Origin of the sequence: Proteus sp. GOKU (assembly GCF_015475555.1) — a bacterium.
GTDB lineage: Bacteria > Pseudomonadota > Gammaproteobacteria > Enterobacterales > Enterobacteriaceae > Proteus > Proteus mirabilis_B.
Map to the genome: position 1 here is coordinate 1,606,545 of NZ_CP034105.1, position 16,816 is coordinate 1,623,360.

Sequence of the window (16,816 nt, forward strand, 5' to 3'; positions counted from 1 at the left end):
CGGCATCGGAAGGAGTTTTTATGGCTAAAAATTATGTACAACAGGGTGGCACAATTGCCGTGATTAACAGCACAAAAGAGATCATTAAAAGTGGTCAACTGGTACACGTTGGCACTATTGCTTGTGTTGCGATCACGGATATTCACCCTAGTGAGAAAGGTGATGGTTTCTCAGAAGGTGTTTTCTTACTGAACAAGAAGGCGGGAATTGCCTTAAAAGCCGGCACTACGGCGTCCGTTAAAGACAATATCGTGGTGGATACAGGTGGCACACCTGCTGGTGTGGTTTGGGATGATGCGGATGCATCGAGTGAAAATGTTACGGTTAAACTCAATGTGTTCGCACCAGCGGGTACGCCATAAGGTAGGAAACGATGAATTCATTTGAACGGTTGGTAAAAAGAATGGATAACGTGACCGAAGAACGGATGGGGATTCCCATCCGTATTAATGGTGTTTTTTATCAAGCACTCGAATCTCACTTTATCCCTGAATTGGGTCCGATAAGTGGTGATGGGGTGAGTTATGTTATTTTTTCGTCAACCTATCAACCTGACCGTAAGGATACTGTTGAAATTGATGGGAAAACTTACCAAATTACTCGATATCAAAAGTTTAATGGTAAACCCCATATTTGGATTAAATAGGTGGGTGATATGAAAGGATTAGAGCAAGCCATTAAAAACCTGAATAGCATTAATGATGAAATGGTACCGAAAGCAACGGCAATGGCGATCAACCGTGTTGCTCGCCGTGTCATTAGCCATAGTGTTAAACGGGTTTCAGCTGAAACCAAAGTGCCTCAACGCCTGATCCGTCAACGTGTTCGACTTAGTCGAGCGAGCAGTCGCTATAAAACGCCTCGTGCTAGATTAGTGATAAACCGGGGTAATTTACCCGCTATTGCTTTGGGTAGTGCTCGCGTTCAACTATCAAGAAAACGAGGTAATCAGAAAGGAGCAGGGAGTGTGTTGAAAGTGGGCAAATTTTCTTTTCCTAATGCCTTTATTCAACAGCTTGATAATGGGCGCTGGCATATTCTTCAGCGCGTTGGGAAAAGTCGTTATCCCATCGAAGTAGTTAAAATTCCGCTCGTCACACCGTTAACAACGGCTTACACCGAAGAGTCAGAGAAGCTTATTGAATCTGATATGCCTAAAGAAATGGCATCGGCATTAAAGCAACAATTACGGCTTTATATAAAAGGGAGGGGTTAGTGATCAAGCACACGCAGATCCGGCACGCAATTAAAGAGGCAATTGAGCCTCATGCCAATGGGGCGACAGTATTTGATGGTCGCCCTTTTTTTGTGGATGAAAACGACTTCCCAGCGATTGCTGTGTATATCACCGATGCTACCTCAACAGGTGAAAACCTCGATGAAGATAGCTGGCAAGCGATTGTTCACATAGAAGTTTTTCTCAGTGCGAATAGCCCTGATGCTGAATTAGATAAATGGGTTGAAGCTGTGATTTATCCCGCACTGACCTCCATTCCCGCACTGTCCGATCTTATCGAAAATATGACCCCTAATGGCTACGACTACCATCGTGATGAAGAAATGGGGTTATGGGGTTCAGTCGATCTCAATTATCAAATTAGTTACTCAATGTAAAAGGAATCATTATGCCTACACCAAACCCATTGGCACCCGTAAAAGGTGCTGGTACCACGCTTTGGATTTATAGCGGTACCGAAGATCCATTAAAAGCGCCGTTTGATGATACAGATTGGACGCGACTGGCGAAAATTAAAGAGTTACAGCCGGGTGAAATTACCGCAGACAGTTATGACGATACCTATCTTGACGATGAAGATGCAGATTGGAAAGCGACTGCTCAGGGGGAAAAATCAGCAGGTGAAGCCAATATTACGCTGGCATGGAAGCCGGGTGAGCAAGGACAAAAAGATCTGGTTGATTGGTTCCAACTGGGTGATGTTCGTCACTATCGCATTCGTTATCCGAATGGGGCGGTTGATATTTATCGTGGCTGGGTTAGTTCGCTTGGAAAAACAGTGCCCGCAAAAGAAGTAATTACCCGCACGATTAAGATCACTAATAGTGGTCGTCCAGCTCTTGCTGAAGAAATTAAATCAGCGTCAGAGCAAGGAAAAAGTGCGCCCGTTATTAAAAAAGACAATGAATAAAAGGTAACAGTATGTTTTTAAAGAAAAAAGAGTTTGCTTATGGTGGTAATTCTGTTGCGTTATATGAATTATCAGCACTACAACGCATTGAATACTTTGATTTTTTAGTCGAGCAAGCAGAAAAAAATGACGATATTGAAAAAGTGGAAGGCGTTAAAAAAACCGCCCTGATTATTCGTGCAAACACAGAATCGAATGCCTGGTTAGTGTCTCGTTCATTAGCGCACGGTGGATCAGATGATGTTGAACAAATTTATAATGATGTTCTTTCTACATGGAATCCTGAAGCACTCGGTCTCGCAGCTAAAGAGGTGTTGGTGATTAGCGGAATGGCGCAAACTGAAAACACGGAAAATGAAAATATTCACAGTGATGCACAGGAAGAGTCACTGGAAAAGTAGTCGCCCGTGAACATCAATTTATCCTGCGTTTGTCACATGAATTTAAACGTGCTGATTGGCGCAGGATGCTCAGCGAAATGACAGCGACTGAACTCGCTGATTGGTTACACTTCTTTAATGAAACTCCCTTCACCCTCCAACTCATTGATCATGCTTTTTCTGGACTTAACTTCACTGTCGCCAGTGTTTTTGGTGGCAGTGATAATTTATCGCCAGAGGATTTTAGCGTGTTGTTACGAAAACCCGCTGTTGATATGGACGATGAAACCATGATGGCGGTCAGTGAAGGGATAGCGGGCGGAGTACGATATGAGCCAACAAATAGCCGATCTCACGATTAACTTAGGCGCTGAGACAGCAGATTTCAGCCAGCAAATGGGGCGTGTTGAACGTCAACTGCAAGAAACCGCAGAAAAAGCAGAAGCCAGTCAACGACGCATGGCTCAACTGGTTGAACAGCAAGCGCAATCTGCTCGCAGTTCTGCAGAGAGTACTGCGCAATCTCTTCAAGAACTTAACAATCAACAAGAAATTTCTCAGCAACAACGAGCGGATTATTATCAGCGGATCGCACAGGAAGAAGCGCGTGCAGCTATTGAATCACGCAAACAAGCCGATGCTTTTTTAGAGCAAGCTCAAAGTGTTGGGCAAACGAGAAATGCACTCGAACAACTCACTGAGGTTTTAAATAAATCAACAAAGGCTTATGACAAGCTCAAAATTACAGGTGAGCAGTTTGCCGAAATTCAGAATGTCACTAAATCAAGAATAAGGGCAATACAAGATCAGCAAGACGCGAATACTGAGAGATATTATAAACAAATTGAAGCCGTTAAAGGCCTATCCGGCAGTGAATCGGCGTTAAGAGCGATTCAGGCTCAGTTAAACCAAGAAGTGAAAAAAGGCACTATCCATCAGCGCGATTATCAGGTGCTTATTTCTGCTATTACTTCAGAGTCAATGAAGTTACGCCGAGAAGAAGAGTCTCTAACACAACAAAAAACACGGTTTATTCAGCGACTAAAAGAACAGGTTGCCACTCAAAATTTAAGTCGTGAACAGATGTTGCGTTATCAAGCTTCTCAACTTGGCGTCAGTTCTTCAGCCGAGATCTATATTCGTCGATTATCTGAATCGAACAAAGAAACTAAAGAGTTTGATAAAAACAGCAAGTCATTATCTGGTCGTCTTCAAGGTATTGCCAACTCCTTTAATATGGGCTCACTGGTTCGTGGTGGTATTTGGGGAGGAATTACTGCCGGTCTAACGGGCGTTGCCAAATTAGCTTATGATGCAGAAAGAGAGTTTTCTCAATTTAATAAGCAGTTGATCTTAACAGGTAACTACGCAAATAAATCCGCGAGCCAATTAAATGAAATGGCACGGACACTGGCTGGTGGCGGTATTACGCGTGGTGAAATGGCATCATCCATTTCGAGTGTTGTCGGTACAGGCGTATTTTCAAATAATGAGATTTCCCGTGTTTCAAAAGCGGCCGCACAGATGAATTACATCACAGGGCAGGCGATTGATACCACGATTGATCAGTTTAAACGCCTGCAGGATGAACCGCTTCAAATGTCGCTTGAATTGGAAAAGTCTAATCATCATTTGACTGCGGCTCAATTAGAGCAAATTCGAACGTTAGAGTTACAAGGTAATAAAACGGAAGCAGCTAAATTGGCGATTGATGCTTATGCGCAAGCTATAAATGATGGCGCCATTGAGATCCCCAACAAGTTGGAGGGAATAGAATTAGCCTGGTTCAATATTAAAAAAGCAACAAATGACGCCAAAGATGCCGCATTGAATTATTACCGAACAAGAACATTAAAGGATGAAATCCGTGAGCATGAAGAAATGCTGGTTAATTTTCAGATAAACCCATTTACTGAAAAACTGCATTATGACAAAACAGGTCAAACAATTGATGATGTTAAGGCTCATTTAAAAGAATTGAAAGATCAGGCAGCTGATATAGACCTAAAAAATGCCCAAGCCCAAGCAGAAAAAGACAATGAGCAGTTTAAAGTTAACCAAATTAAAACTCAGGAAAAGTGGAGGAGTTACTTTAGTTGGGAGACTCAAAGGTTACAAAAATTAGCGGAATTAGAAAAAGAAAAACATGCACTAACACAAGAACAGTATGAAGAAGCTAAGGCGATGATTAATTTTCGTTTAAGAGATCGCCAAATGCCGGGTACAGGGAAAGGTAAGGGATACGTTGTGCCAGCTGGTGTTCGTGAAGAGGAAAAAGCCTCTCGAGATTTATTAGCATTGCAAGCTCAATTGAAAATCCTTGAAGATCACAAAGGTGCTAATGATGTTATTAGTCAGCAACGAAAAGACTTTCAAAAAGAGCAGGCACAATTTGCAATCTTAGAACAAGCACAGTTGACTCGTCGATTAGATAATGTTGAAAAATCGCTATTAGCCAATAAGGAAAGTATCCTAATTCAAAAGGAAGCATTAGCGATAGAAGGTGATAAGGTTGCCTTACAAGAACGCTTAAATAAGATGCAAGATCAGGCTGATAAATATATTGCTCAGCAATCGGAAAAACGTAAAGCGATTGAAGAAAGTATGGGTAAATCAGCAAGAGAGCAACAACGTTACTTAGAACGCGCTCAACTTCTTGCAGGCCAAAAAGAGAATCCACAGCTAAATAATATGTTAGCTGAGCAACAAAAAACTTATGAAGTTGAAGATCAGAAACGGGCTGATTGGTTAGCTGGCGCCCAAACGGCATGGGGTAACTATAAAGACACCGCGCTTGATGTTAACTCTCAAGTGCAAAATGCCACTTCTATGACCCTTAATGGGTTTAGTAGCCAGCTAACTAACGTATTATTTGAAGGTGAAGCCAATTTCAAAGACTTTACAAAATCTATTCTTAAAATGTTAACGGATATTTTAATTAAAATGTCTCTAGTTAAAGGAATAGAGGCGATGGGGTTTGGTTTTGGTGCCCCCGTTGCGAATGCGGACGGCGGGGTTTACAACTCAGCCAGCCTAAGCGCTTACAGTGGGCAGATCGTGCATAAGCCTACCATGTTTGCATTTGCGAAAGGCGCAGGCTTGATGGGAGAGGCTGGGCCAGAAGGTATTTTCCCTTTGCGCCGTGGCGCTGATGGAAAGCTGGGCGTTATTGCGAAAATGCCTAATCAAGGAGTAGGTGTTACTCAGATAAACCATATAACTATTCAAAATGATGGTAGCAATGGTCAAATAGGGCCTGAAGCCTTGAAAAAGATTTATGAAATCAGTAAACGTGGTGCTCAGGACTATATTATGAGCCAGCGCCGGGATGGTGGAGCTATGTAGATGGAAACATTTAAGTGGAAAGTTAAACCTGATATGAAAAAGGAGTTTGAGCCTCGAGTAAAATCAGTGAAATTTGGCGACGGCTACGAACAGCGTCGCCCTGACGGTATTAATAGTAATCTAAAAAAATACAATGTAACGCTGATCTATATAAATAGTGAAAGCTTGCAGATTGAATCATTTTTAGAAAAACACGCCGGTGTTACCGTATTTTTATGGAAGCCTCCTCATCAATCAGATTTAATTAAGGTACTATGTCGAAAATGGTCGTCTTCAGTTAGTATGATTAGAACTGAAATAACGGCTGAGTTTGAGCAAATCGTATTTTAATTAGTGCAAACCACTTCGAGAGATTTTCGTTTACTTCATTTTAAGCCCAGTCCAAGCTAATATAAGGTAAATTAATCTAATATTAGGGGAGACAATGAAAGGTTTCGGAAGGATTTTATTGGTTGTCGGCATTATAGCAGCGTTTGCTGCTTTTAATATGGATGTCAGTGTTCCCACTGGCTATGGGGCTCGCGTAAATAACATTGGTTTAATGTCAGATAAGCAAAATTATATTTTAATTAGCTGTTTTATGATTTTTTGTGGATTAATGATGGTGGTGTTCAGTGGTCGAAAGCAACAGCCTCACGACACAGCTAATTCTACAAGCGTGTTATATGTAAGATGTCCATACTGTGCTGAAGATATACACCCGGAAGCTATAAAATGTAAACATTGTGGAAGTGACTTATTGAGTAAAAATAAGGATGAAAAAAGTATTACTACAGTTTCTCCTTCAGATATTGTTATCAAATTAAAAGATAACTATATGATAGATGAGGATGGTGTTGAGAAATTTGTTTCTTTTCTTTCTGAAAAATACAATAACGATAAGGAATTATTGTGTTTATCTGAAAGTGATATTAATAAAATGATGGAAGCTATCCCAGAAGAAGTTCATGAATCATTTAAGAGAAAAGTAAAACATTTTATTCATGAATTAAATAAGTAGTCTCAATCTGTCAATTATAACCCGCTTCGGCGGGTTTTTTATTGGAGCTAATATGCAACATATTCCTCCTGAAATGCGAATTAGTGTTACCGAACTCTCCTCAACTGATGCTTTGCTTGAGCTTTACGAATTTGATTTAACTAAAATAGGCGGTATTCGGTACCGCTTTTTTGATGGACTCAATCAACGTAAAGAGCCGTTAATCTGGCAAGGAAATACCTATGAGCCTTACCCCGTGAAAGGTGAGGGGTTTTCTTTTAATGGCAAAGGCCCATCAGGGCGACCCACTATTACATTGTCGAATTTATTCGGGCTGATTACAGGGATTGCCACTCAGCTAGATAGTGCAATCGGTGGGCTGGTGGTGCGTCGCATTGTCAGCACACAATTTTTAGATGCAGTAAATTTTCCCCAAGGCAATCCTAATGCTGACCCATCACAAGAGATTGTGACACGTTGGATCATTGAGCAGATGACCAGTTTAAATTCAGTAACCGCTACCTTTATGTTGGCGACACCCAGTGAAACCGACGGATTGATGCTTCCTGGTCGCGTGATTTTGTCGGATATCTGTCCTTGGGGATATCGCTCTGAAGAATGCGGATACAAAGGGCCTCCTGTTGCCGATGAATGGGGAAAACCAACCACCGATCCGTTAAATGATAAATGCGGTAAGCGTCTGAGTGACTGTAAGTTACGAAAAAATGAATCACGTATAGGTGCGTTTGTTTCCACTTCTCGTATTGGTAATAATTAATTCCCTCCTAAGGTATTTCTTATGATTGAACAAGCAATTTTGGCGCAGGCAAAAGAGCAAGCGCCCTTAGAAGCATGTGGCTTATTGATAAGTACCGCACAGGGTGAACAGTATTTACCTTGCGTTAATCAGCATGCTGATCCGAAAAACCACTTTACGATTTCTTTTGATGATTTTATTCGAGCCGAACAGCAGGGCGAGGTGATCGCGGTTGTGCATAGTCATCCTGAAGGCCAACAGTACCTCAGCACATTAGATAGACAACTGCAGGTGAACAGCGCATTGCCGTGGTGGGTGGTCTGTGATGAAAAAATTCACTGCTATCAGCCAGTGCCTCATCTCTTAGGTCGCCAATTTATTCATGGCTCAACAGATTGTTATGGGTTGTTTCGTGATGCTTACCATTTGGCAGGACATGAATTGCCTGACTTTGAGCGACATGATAATTGGTGGCGCCAAGGCAAAGAACTGTACCTCGATAATATGGTGAGCAGTGGTTTTCGGCAGGTAAAAAGAGAAGCCCAACCCGGCGATATTATTTTGTGTTGTTATGCCAGCTCTCGCGCTAATCACGCGGGGATCTATTTAGGCAATCAAACGATTTTGCATCACATTCCAAACCAACTTAGCAAACGCGAGGAGTATAACGAACGATGGCAACGAATGACGCACTCAATTTGGCGTTACCGCGATTGGCAACCTTCCGACTTTACGGGAATTTGCAACGATTTGGACGTCGCTTTGATTTAAATGTGAATACTGCCTCTGAAGGGCTTCACGCGCTTTTTATTCAAATCCCCGCATTACGCCTCGCCATTCGTGAGGGTTGGTATCAAGTCCGTATTGCGGGTACCGATATTTCCCCGCAAGAAGTTCACCAAAAATTCAATGAAACCTTACCTGATAACGCGGTCGTCCATATTGTGCCGAAATTATCAGGGGCTAAAAACGTCGGCGTTTTTCAGTTTGTTGCGGGTGCTGCCTTATTTTCATTGGGATGGTGGGGACCTGCGTGGATCTCCGCAACAGTGGCGACTTCTTTGATGGCAGGTGGTGCTGCCATGATGATTGGGGGTGTCGCTCAAATGCTGATCCCCGCGCCTAAACCTCCTAATTTATCTCGTGGCGATGAAGAAAAAGGCAATACCTATTTTAGTAATCTTGATAACGCGGTTGCTCAAGGAATGCCGGTGCCCATTGCGTATGGCGAAATTATGTGTGGTTCACGCGTCATTTCACAATCCGTTGAAATTATGGATGACAGTGACGGTGAAGATATCGATGCCGGCAAACACGGTGGTTAAGAGGAGCTTGTATTATGGGTAAAGGTGGTGGCGGTCAAAGAACACCGTATGAGGCACCAAACGATTTAACATCACGTCAAAAAGCCTCATTAATTGATTTAATCAGTGAGGGGCCAATTGAAGGCCCTATTCATATTCAAGGCTCGATGGATGATTTAGGGTGTATTTACTTGGATGATACGCCTGTGATAGACGGCTCTGGCAATAGCACGATTAATGGGATGTATGCACAATGGCGGGCGGGCACATTAGAACAGCCGGCAATGAGTGGCTTTACGGCGTCTGCGAATGAAGTGCCAGTGGGGATTGAGGTTAAATATAACTCACCCGTTACACGTACCATTACCTCGCCTAATATTGACCGCTTACGCCTAACCTTTGGCACACAAGCACTGGTTGAAACCAAAGATAATGGTGATCGCGTACCCACTTCTGTTCAATTGCAGATCCAAGTTCAGCGCAACGGCGCATGGATAACGGAGAAAAATGTCACGATTAATGGCAAACGCTCTAACTCACCTTATTTGATGGCCGTTGTGTTGGATGATTTACCGCCCGTTCCGTTTAGTGTACGCATGATCCGTATCACTCAAGACAGCACTTCTGACAAAATTCAAAATAATACCGTTTGGTCGAGCTATTCTGAGTTAGTGGATATTTCACAAACCTATCCGGGGTCTGCCGTTGCAGGATTAATGTTTGATAGTGAACAGTTTGGCAATAAATTTCCTCGCCGTAATTATTTAATTAAAGGTCGTATTATTCAGGTACCCAGCAATTATGATCCGGATAAACGGGTTTATACAGGAATTTGGGATGGCACCTTTAAACCGGCATTTACCAATAACCCCGCATGGATATTATGGGATTTATTAACCCATCCGCGTTATGGCATGGGGAAACGTCTTAATATTAGTGAAGTCGATAAATTCGCCCTGTATGCAATCGGTCGTTATTGTGATGAGCAGGTTGATGATGGTTTTGGTGGAAAAGAGCCCCGTATGACGTGTAATGCCTACATTACGGATATGCGGAAAGCCTATGATGTCATGGGCGATATGTGTGCCATGATGCGCATTATGCCAGTCTGGAACGGGCGAACATTAACCTTTATTCAAGATAGACCGTCTGATGTGGTGTGGCCTTATACCAACGCCAATGTGATAGATGGTAACTTTCAGTATAGTTTTAGTGCATTAAAATCGCGTCATACCGCTGTCGAAGTTCGTTTTATTGATCCTGATAATGGCTGGAAAACCAGTGTTGAGCTGGTTGAAGATGATGCCAGTATTGCCCGCTTTGGGCGTAATGTGATGCGCGTCGATGCCTTTGGTTGCACTAGCAGAGGGCAAGCTCATCGGCATGGTCTTTGGTTATTAACCACGGAAAAATTAGAGACACAGACGGTTGAGTTTACTGTTGGCAGTGAAGGCTTGCGTCATATGCCGGGTGATATTATCGAAATTGCCGATAACTACTACGCAGATAATCAAATTGGTGGGCGTCTGACACACATTGATTATCTCGCTCAAACATTAACCTTAGATCGCAATATCGACATACCCCAAAGCGGTAAATCAAGCGTTACGCTCATCAATGCACAAGGTGATCCACAATCTTATGAAGTGTTGAGCTATCCCGCATCCAATCAAATAAAGCTGGATACTTTACCGTTAGGGTTACGCGAGGGCGGAATTTGGACGTTGACGCTTCCGTCTTTACGTCGCCGATTATTTCGCGCTATCAGCTTAGCTGATAACGGAGATGGCAGTTTTACGGTTATTGCAGTGCAACACACGCCAGAAAAAGAGGCGATTGTAGATAAAGGCGCTAAGTTTGAGCCTAAGCCCGATACGCCATTGGGGGGATTTATTCCACCGGTTGAAAGCCTTTCCGTGGATATCGAATCGGATGCGAGTGCGTGGCAAGTGGAGGCGAGTTGGAACACGCCTTATTCCAGTCGAGGAGTCGACTTTTTATTAAAACTCACTACGGGTGATCGCATTGTCGGCACGGCATCAACCACGGATACGATGTATCGTTTTGGTGGTTTGCCTCAAGGAAATTATGTTTTATCCGTCGTGCCTCAAAATGATCGGAAACAAAAAGGCGAGGTGGCCACAACCTCATTTGCGATTAATCCACCCTTGCCACCCAGTTATATTGAAGTGGAATCAGGTTATTTTAGCTTGGGTATTATTCCTCGTTCTGGTGGTCAAAATAGCTTACGCGCACAGTATGAGTTTTGGTTTTCAGAAAAGCAGATCACGGATATTCGCGAAGTAGAAAGTCGCGCTGAATATTTAGGTGTCAGTACGATGTGGGTTATTCAAGGGCGCAACCTAAAGGCAGGGCATATCTATTATATTTATGTTCGTAGTGTGAATGCCGTTGGAAAATCAGTGTTTGTTGAAGCCAAAGGGGAGCCTAATAGTAACACCAAAGAAATACTTGATGAACTAGACGGCCAATTTATGACAACTGAGGCCGGAAAGCAACTCAGTGAAAAATTAGATTGGAATGCTGAGACAGCAATTATTCTTAGTAATGCTGACTCTCAACTATCACGCAGTTTGTTAGTGAAACACGGTCAATCACAGGCTGGGATCAAAGAGCTATGGCAAGTCCGTGCAACGGATAACGAAGCATGGGCGCAGGAAGTTAAAGAAATTTACTCCGCTGTTGGTGACAACAAATCTGCAATTAAAGAGACTCAAACTTCAATTACTGAGCTAAATAAAGCCTTCGGTCAAACAACTACGGAAATCCGCACAGAGTTAAAAGCAACTAACCAAAATTTAGCTGACACCAACCAGAAATTAGACAACACCGATAAGGAAATGGGGCGTATTGCTGCGGATGTCGTGACAAATAAGGAGGCGATATCTGAAACGAATAAAGCCATGGCTAAATCCGAAGAGCAGGTACAAGCCCAATTCGGCAAACAGCAGGGCATGATTAACCAGAAAATGCAGGCTGAATTTAGTCAATCTGGTGACGGTGTTGTCACTCACTCAATTAATATCACGATTGTTCATAACGGCACTAAATACAATGCAGCAGGTCAGGTCATTAGTGCTCAAGTTAAGAATGGAAAGCTCGAAAGTTTCATAGGTTATAACGCTAATAATTTCGCTTGGTATAACCCTGTAAACGGCAAGATGGAATTATTCATGTACGCCAAGAATGGGCAATTGCTTATCAAGGAGGCGTTTTTAGATAAAGCGAATGTTCGTGAAATGGTGTTATCTGAAGCTATTAAATCCAAGGATTACGAATTTGGCAAGGATGGGTTTTATCTTGATGCTAATACCGGTGATGCTGAATTTAATAATGGGACATTTAGAGGGACTATCGATGGCGCAGATGGTAATTTCACGGGAACTGTTTATGTTGAAAAATTATTAGGGGATGTGAATTCAAGCTATCATTTTTCAGGTGAAAAAAATACTCAAAACCTGAGTCGTGAGGGATACGTGAATGTTAGCGAAACAATTATTTATGCTGGAGGCATGCCGTATGATGTGTTTATTTCATTTCCTTACTTATCACTAATTAGCACATCAGATAGATTATTAATGGAATCACATTTATACCTCACAATTGATGACACTGATTACGCAGTCGAATTTGTTGAAACCAATACTATCTCTAATGGTGGGCGATTGGAGTGTACTGGTTCATTCGGATTTATTGTTAAAGCCGGTACCGTAAACAAGCGAATTACAATTAACGCAAGCACTCGTGGAGCTGGTGTTATAACTACTAATTTAAAAGGCTTCCTCGTCAATGCAGGTAAGCTTGAGTCAACATCCTTTTCCAAAGAATAATCACTAGGAAATAAATTATGATATACACAACAGGCACTGTTAACACAGTGTCAGGGTCTGCTATTGTCAAAGGCACTGGCACTAAATTTAAAAATAATAATCCTGCCATTAATATCGGAATGACGATTTTAATTAAATCAGGGAATACTAATATTCCCTACATGATTAAATCCGTTAATTCCGACACTGAATTGGTATTAGCACAACCGGCATTAGCGACTGCAACGAATACAACATTCTCAATTCATATTACTGAGCCAGATAATAATAGTGATGCAGCTAGAACAATGGTTGCTATTAATAGTTATACGCAGTATTTTCTCGATGCAATGAATACGTGGATGACTCAGACAGGGCAGACAAAAGTTGAAATGCCAAATGGTGAGATTGTCACACTCGATAGCATTAAGAAGATGCAAGGTGATATTGCTAATAAGTTAGATACTAAGAAAGGCGGTATTCAGCGCGTTGAGGGGGAATTACGATTAAGTAGCGCTATCGGGGTTGTAAATAACAATGAGAGTAATGCGGCATGGATATCGTTAGTCCGTGGGCATCCTGACATTTATATCAAAAGAGAGGGGGTATCAAACTGTCTCTACTCATTTCCAGATCCGAAATTAGGAAATAGAGCATTGATGGGAGTTGGTGATTACGGTATTGGTGGTGCAGGTCTTAGCGAACCATCATTAGTCTCATGTTTTTATGGCTCATCTTCTGGTTCACCAGGGTTTCCAAGTAATGGTGCCGGCTGGCAATCTACATATAACGGAAATCGCCGAGCTATGTTATTTATGAATACATCTGGCATATTAATGAGTCGTTTCAGTTCATCAAATGATGTTGTTGATACTACGACACCTTGGAATGCGATATGGAGCGCCAAAAACACAACGGTAGACAGTAATGGTTTTATTAAACGTGCATCTCCAATCATCGACATCAATCCAGACGGCACATTCACTACTAACGATGAATCAGAAGGCGCTACGGTTACTCGAGTAGCTCAGGGCGAATACCTTATCGAGGGTGTATTAGGTTTTAACTCAGATGCAGGATGGGGCGGTGTTGATGGTGGTATTGAAATTCCACTCGATGTCAATAAACAGCCGTTGATATGGGTTAACTCTAAAATTAACAAAGACGGCTCTATTCTCGTTAAAACGTATCACCGCACTTACCCTAATGCACCTAAATTTGCCCGTAATGACATTGACGGCTTCAATGACGGTGATCCGATTGATATCCCTGATGGTCGTTTTATCTCTGTTCGTGTGCAGATGCCTGAGCAATCAATCTATAACGTGAGAATGCATGAGATGGAAGAAGCACAGAAAGCGGAAGAGGAGCGCAGACAAAAAGAAGAGGAGATAAAGGCTAAATTTGGGCTGGGTAAGAGTGACATATTGGTGTAACCAGTAACCGTGCTGGCTCAAGATTATAACTTATGCTGTTATAGCATTGAGCTATATATGAGCCAGCAGTCTGCTTTGTGCCAGAAGCGGACATTGTTCACATCTACCCATATAATTTGCGGGAGATCAGTCCTAGGGGGGGGATAGTGGTTTAATAAATTTATCCACATGAATAGAGGTGATATGATCATCTCGTAACAATAAAGGTGCTTTAATGAAAAAACGAAATTTCAGTGCAGAATTAAAAAAGGGGGAGGACACTTCCAGCTAATTGTGGAGCTGAACTATAGAGTCGCTGATTCAGCTAATGCCATGAATATTTGTCTTTCCAGTATGGCTTGGTGGGTAAAGCAGTTACAGGATTAACGGACAGGAAAACGTTGGCATATCTCGTTGTCGTATTCGGCCTGTTCGCTCAGAAATCAATTGGTTACCCTATGTCGTTTTCGCCTAATAGTCGGTTTACAGTCAAAGCACTGGAAATGGTTTGGGAAATACGGGGGTGCCCAATGGGTAGTCGTGCCCAAAGCGATAGTAATAATGCCTTTTTCATTTTTTATCATTGAGTTTGCTATTTATTGGGTTCACATGAATACAGCGTTATTACAGCCTGCTTGATTGTTTTATTTTTATGTAATGACATGCATTTACATTTAGCACGATTTTATTATTGACTTTTTAGCAAAAGATTATTGAGCGAATGACTATTTTTAAAATAGTCCTAATGTCCTATTATTTTTAACATCAAGTTATCAAGAATGTTATTTGTTAGTGAGTTATCAATTAATAGTGATAGAACTAATAATGAGTATTGATAATTAATATGAATAAACTTAAGAGAGATAATACAATGACTGTTCCTATGATAGGTGTTGGTACGTTTCGTTTAAAAGATGATGTTGTGATTGCGTCAGTAAAAAATGCATTAGATGTTGGGTATCGTGCGGTTGATACCGCTCAAATCTATGAAAACGAAGCTGCTGTTGGGCAGGCAATTGCCGAAAGTGGTATTGCACGCGATAAACTCTATATTACGACCAAAATTTGGATTGAGAATTTAAGCAAAGATAACCTGATCCCTAGTTTGAAAAAAAGCCTGAATGATTTACAGACTGACTATGTTGACCTAACCTTGGTTCACTGGCCATCTCCAAATGATGCGGTTTCTGTTGAAGAGTTCATGCTTGCTTTATTAGAAGCGAAAAAACAAGGTTTAACCCGTGAAATTGGTGTATCAAACTTTACTATTCCATTGATGGAAGAAGCAGTTGCTGTCGTTGGTGCGGAAAATATAGCCACCAACCAAATCGAATTATCACCTTATCTGCAAAACCGCAAAGTGGTTGAGCGAGCAAAAGAATTAGGTATTCATATTACATCGTATATGACACTAGCGTACGGCAAGGCATTAAAAGATGATGTTATCCAGTCAATTGCGCAAAAACATAACGCAACCCCAGCTCAGGTTATTCTGTCATGGGCGATGGGAGAAGGTTATTCTGTGATCCCATCTTCCACCAAGCGTGAAAATTTAATCAGTAACCTAAAAGCCACAGAATTACAGCTTGACCAAGAAGATCGTGATGCAATTGCAAAACTGGATTGTAATGATCGTCTTGTTAGCCCTGAAGGCTTAGCGCCAGAGTGGGATTAACGTTTATTCCCGTTGGTAAGCCATGATTATGGTTTGCCAATCAGATCTAAATAGGTCGTCAGGCAGTCAATAAAAGCGCGAATTCGTTGGCTGACGACCTTATCGCTGTAATAGACAGCATGAAAAGGCAATGGAATAGGCAGGATCTCATCAGGCAATAATTCAATCAGTTCTCCACGTTTAATCCCTTCGTTCACCATAAAGTCAGACAAACAGGCAATTCCTTCGCCATTAACACACAACTGCAATAATGTTTCGCCACTGTTTGATGATATTCCATCAGCAACATCAACGAATAGCCCATTTTCGGTCTTCACTGGCCAAGTATTGAGTGATGTTGGCTCTGTAAATGTCAGGCAAGTATGGTGACGTAAATCAGCTACAGATGTCATTTTGCCAGTGGTTTCAATATATCGAGGTGAAGCCACTATTTTGCGGTAGCTATTAAATAAGGGACGAGCTCGTAAACTTGAGTCTGCTAACTGTCCAGCCCTGATTGCAATGTCAACCTTACGTTCAATCAAATTAACAAATGTCTCAGAAGAGACGAGTGATAATTCAATATTAGGATATTGCTGCCGAAAAATAGCAACAAACGGAATAAGGAGATGCAAAGTGACGGGCGTTGCTGCATCAATACGCAATAAGCCTTTGGGTGAACTTTGTGTATCAAGGAGTTCATCCTCAATAGTTTGCATTTCCTGCAATACATTTTTCATTCGTTGAAAATACAGTTCACCTTCTGCAGTAAGATCAATTTGTCGAGTTGTTCGTTTGAGTAAATTAACGCCCAATTTCTCTTCCAGCTTTTTGACCGTTCGGCTGACCGCAGAGTTGGCGATGTTTAGCTTGTCCGCTGCTTTTGTAAAGCTTTTTTGTTCAACGACTTCAATAAATACATGTGCTTCGTCAGATGTAGCCTTCATTCAAAGTTCCTTTCAGATCTGAGGTGCTTAACGCGTGCCAATTCATATGATTAATAGA

15 protein-coding genes and 3 pseudogenes are annotated in these 16,816 nt (G+C 41.8%); 17 read left to right on the plus strand and 1 reads right to left on the minus strand.

What is annotated here, in order from left to right:
* The first annotated feature begins 20 nt into the window (after window positions 1–20).
* The 17 genes and pseudogenes from EHE21_RS07390 to dkgB all read left to right on the plus strand — a co-directional run bounded on the left by EHE21_RS07390 (window position 21) and on the right by dkgB (window position 15,832).
* Window positions 21–362, plus strand: a complete 342-nt coding sequence (locus EHE21_RS07390) for a DUF2190 family protein (protein ID WP_194952278.1) — start codon at window positions 21–23, stop codon at window positions 360–362.
* Between the two features lie 11 nt (window positions 363–373).
* Window positions 374–646, plus strand: coding sequence for an ATP-binding protein (locus tag EHE21_RS07395; RefSeq protein WP_194952279.1), 273 nt, complete (start codon window positions 374–376; stop codon window positions 644–646).
* A gap of 9 nt (window positions 647–655) precedes the next feature.
* Complete coding sequence (locus tag EHE21_RS07400) at window positions 656–1,216, plus strand: phage tail protein (protein WP_194952280.1); 561 nt, start codon at window positions 656–658, stop codon at window positions 1,214–1,216.
* A 2-nt stretch (window positions 1,217–1,218) separates the two neighbouring features.
* Complete coding sequence (gene gpU / locus EHE21_RS07405; RefSeq protein WP_194952598.1) at window positions 1,219–1,614, plus strand: phage tail terminator protein; 396 nt, start codon at window positions 1,219–1,221, stop codon at window positions 1,612–1,614.
* Window positions 1,615–1,625: 11 nt separating this feature from the next.
* Window positions 1,626–2,087, plus strand: a pseudogene (locus EHE21_RS07410) (phage tail tube protein); the annotation flags it as partial.
* Between the two features lie 71 nt (window positions 2,088–2,158).
* Entirely contained in the window at window positions 2,159–2,548 is a 390-nt protein-coding gene (gpG, locus tag EHE21_RS07415) for a phage tail assembly chaperone G (RefSeq protein ID WP_194952281.1), read from the plus strand.
* A 65-nt stretch (window positions 2,549–2,613) separates the two neighbouring features.
* Complete coding sequence (locus EHE21_RS07420) at window positions 2,614–2,889, plus strand: phage tail assembly protein T (RefSeq protein ID WP_228766747.1); 276 nt, start codon at window positions 2,614–2,616, stop codon at window positions 2,887–2,889.
* Complete coding sequence (locus tag EHE21_RS07425) at window positions 2,858–5,872, plus strand: phage tail tape measure protein (RefSeq protein WP_194952282.1); 3,015 nt, start codon at window positions 2,858–2,860, stop codon at window positions 5,870–5,872. Before EHE21_RS07420 ends, EHE21_RS07425 begins: the two co-directional genes overlap by 32 nt.
* Entirely contained in the window at window positions 5,873–6,202 is a 330-nt protein-coding gene (locus tag EHE21_RS07430; RefSeq protein WP_194952283.1) for a phage tail protein, read from the plus strand. It abuts the gene before it with no gap.
* Window positions 6,203–6,296: 94 nt separating this feature from the next.
* Entirely contained in the window at window positions 6,297–6,872 is a 576-nt protein-coding gene (locus EHE21_RS07435) for a zinc ribbon domain-containing protein (protein WP_194952284.1), read from the plus strand.
* 52 nt (window positions 6,873–6,924) lie between these two features.
* The gene (locus EHE21_RS07440; RefSeq protein ID WP_194952285.1) at window positions 6,925–7,629 is read left to right on the plus strand and encodes a phage minor tail protein L; all 705 of its coding nucleotides are present in this window, start codon (window positions 6,925–6,927) and stop codon (window positions 7,627–7,629) included.
* Window positions 7,630–7,650: 21 nt separating this feature from the next.
* The gene (locus EHE21_RS07445; RefSeq protein ID WP_194952286.1) at window positions 7,651–8,379 is read left to right on the plus strand and encodes a C40 family peptidase; all 729 of its coding nucleotides are present in this window, start codon (window positions 7,651–7,653) and stop codon (window positions 8,377–8,379) included.
* Window positions 8,283–8,933, plus strand: coding sequence for a tail assembly protein (locus EHE21_RS07450; protein ID WP_052026895.1), 651 nt, complete (start codon window positions 8,283–8,285; stop codon window positions 8,931–8,933). Before EHE21_RS07445 ends, EHE21_RS07450 begins: the two co-directional genes overlap by 97 nt.
* A 14-nt stretch (window positions 8,934–8,947) precedes the next feature.
* A pseudogene (locus tag EHE21_RS07455) lies at window positions 8,948–12,124 on the plus strand (host specificity protein J); the annotation flags it as partial.
* A gap of 656 nt (window positions 12,125–12,780) precedes the next feature.
* The gene (locus EHE21_RS07460; protein WP_194952288.1) at window positions 12,781–14,178 is read left to right on the plus strand and encodes a hypothetical protein; all 1,398 of its coding nucleotides are present in this window, start codon (window positions 12,781–12,783) and stop codon (window positions 14,176–14,178) included.
* A gap of 214 nt (window positions 14,179–14,392) precedes the next feature.
* Window positions 14,393–14,541, plus strand: a pseudogene (locus tag EHE21_RS18890) (IS3 family transposase); the annotation flags it as partial.
* A 487-nt stretch (window positions 14,542–15,028) separates the two neighbouring features.
* Entirely contained in the window at window positions 15,029–15,832 is an 804-nt protein-coding gene (dkgB, locus tag EHE21_RS07465) for a 2,5-didehydrogluconate reductase DkgB (RefSeq protein ID WP_194952600.1), read from the plus strand.
* 26 nt (window positions 15,833–15,858) lie between these two features.
* Here the strand turns inward: dkgB and EHE21_RS07470 are convergent, their stop codons facing one another.
* Window positions 15,859–16,758: a LysR substrate-binding domain-containing protein gene (locus EHE21_RS07470; protein ID WP_194952289.1), complete on the minus strand. Its 900-nt coding sequence runs from the start codon at window positions 16,756–16,758 to the stop codon at window positions 15,859–15,861.
* Window positions 16,759–16,816: the final 58 nt, after the last annotated feature.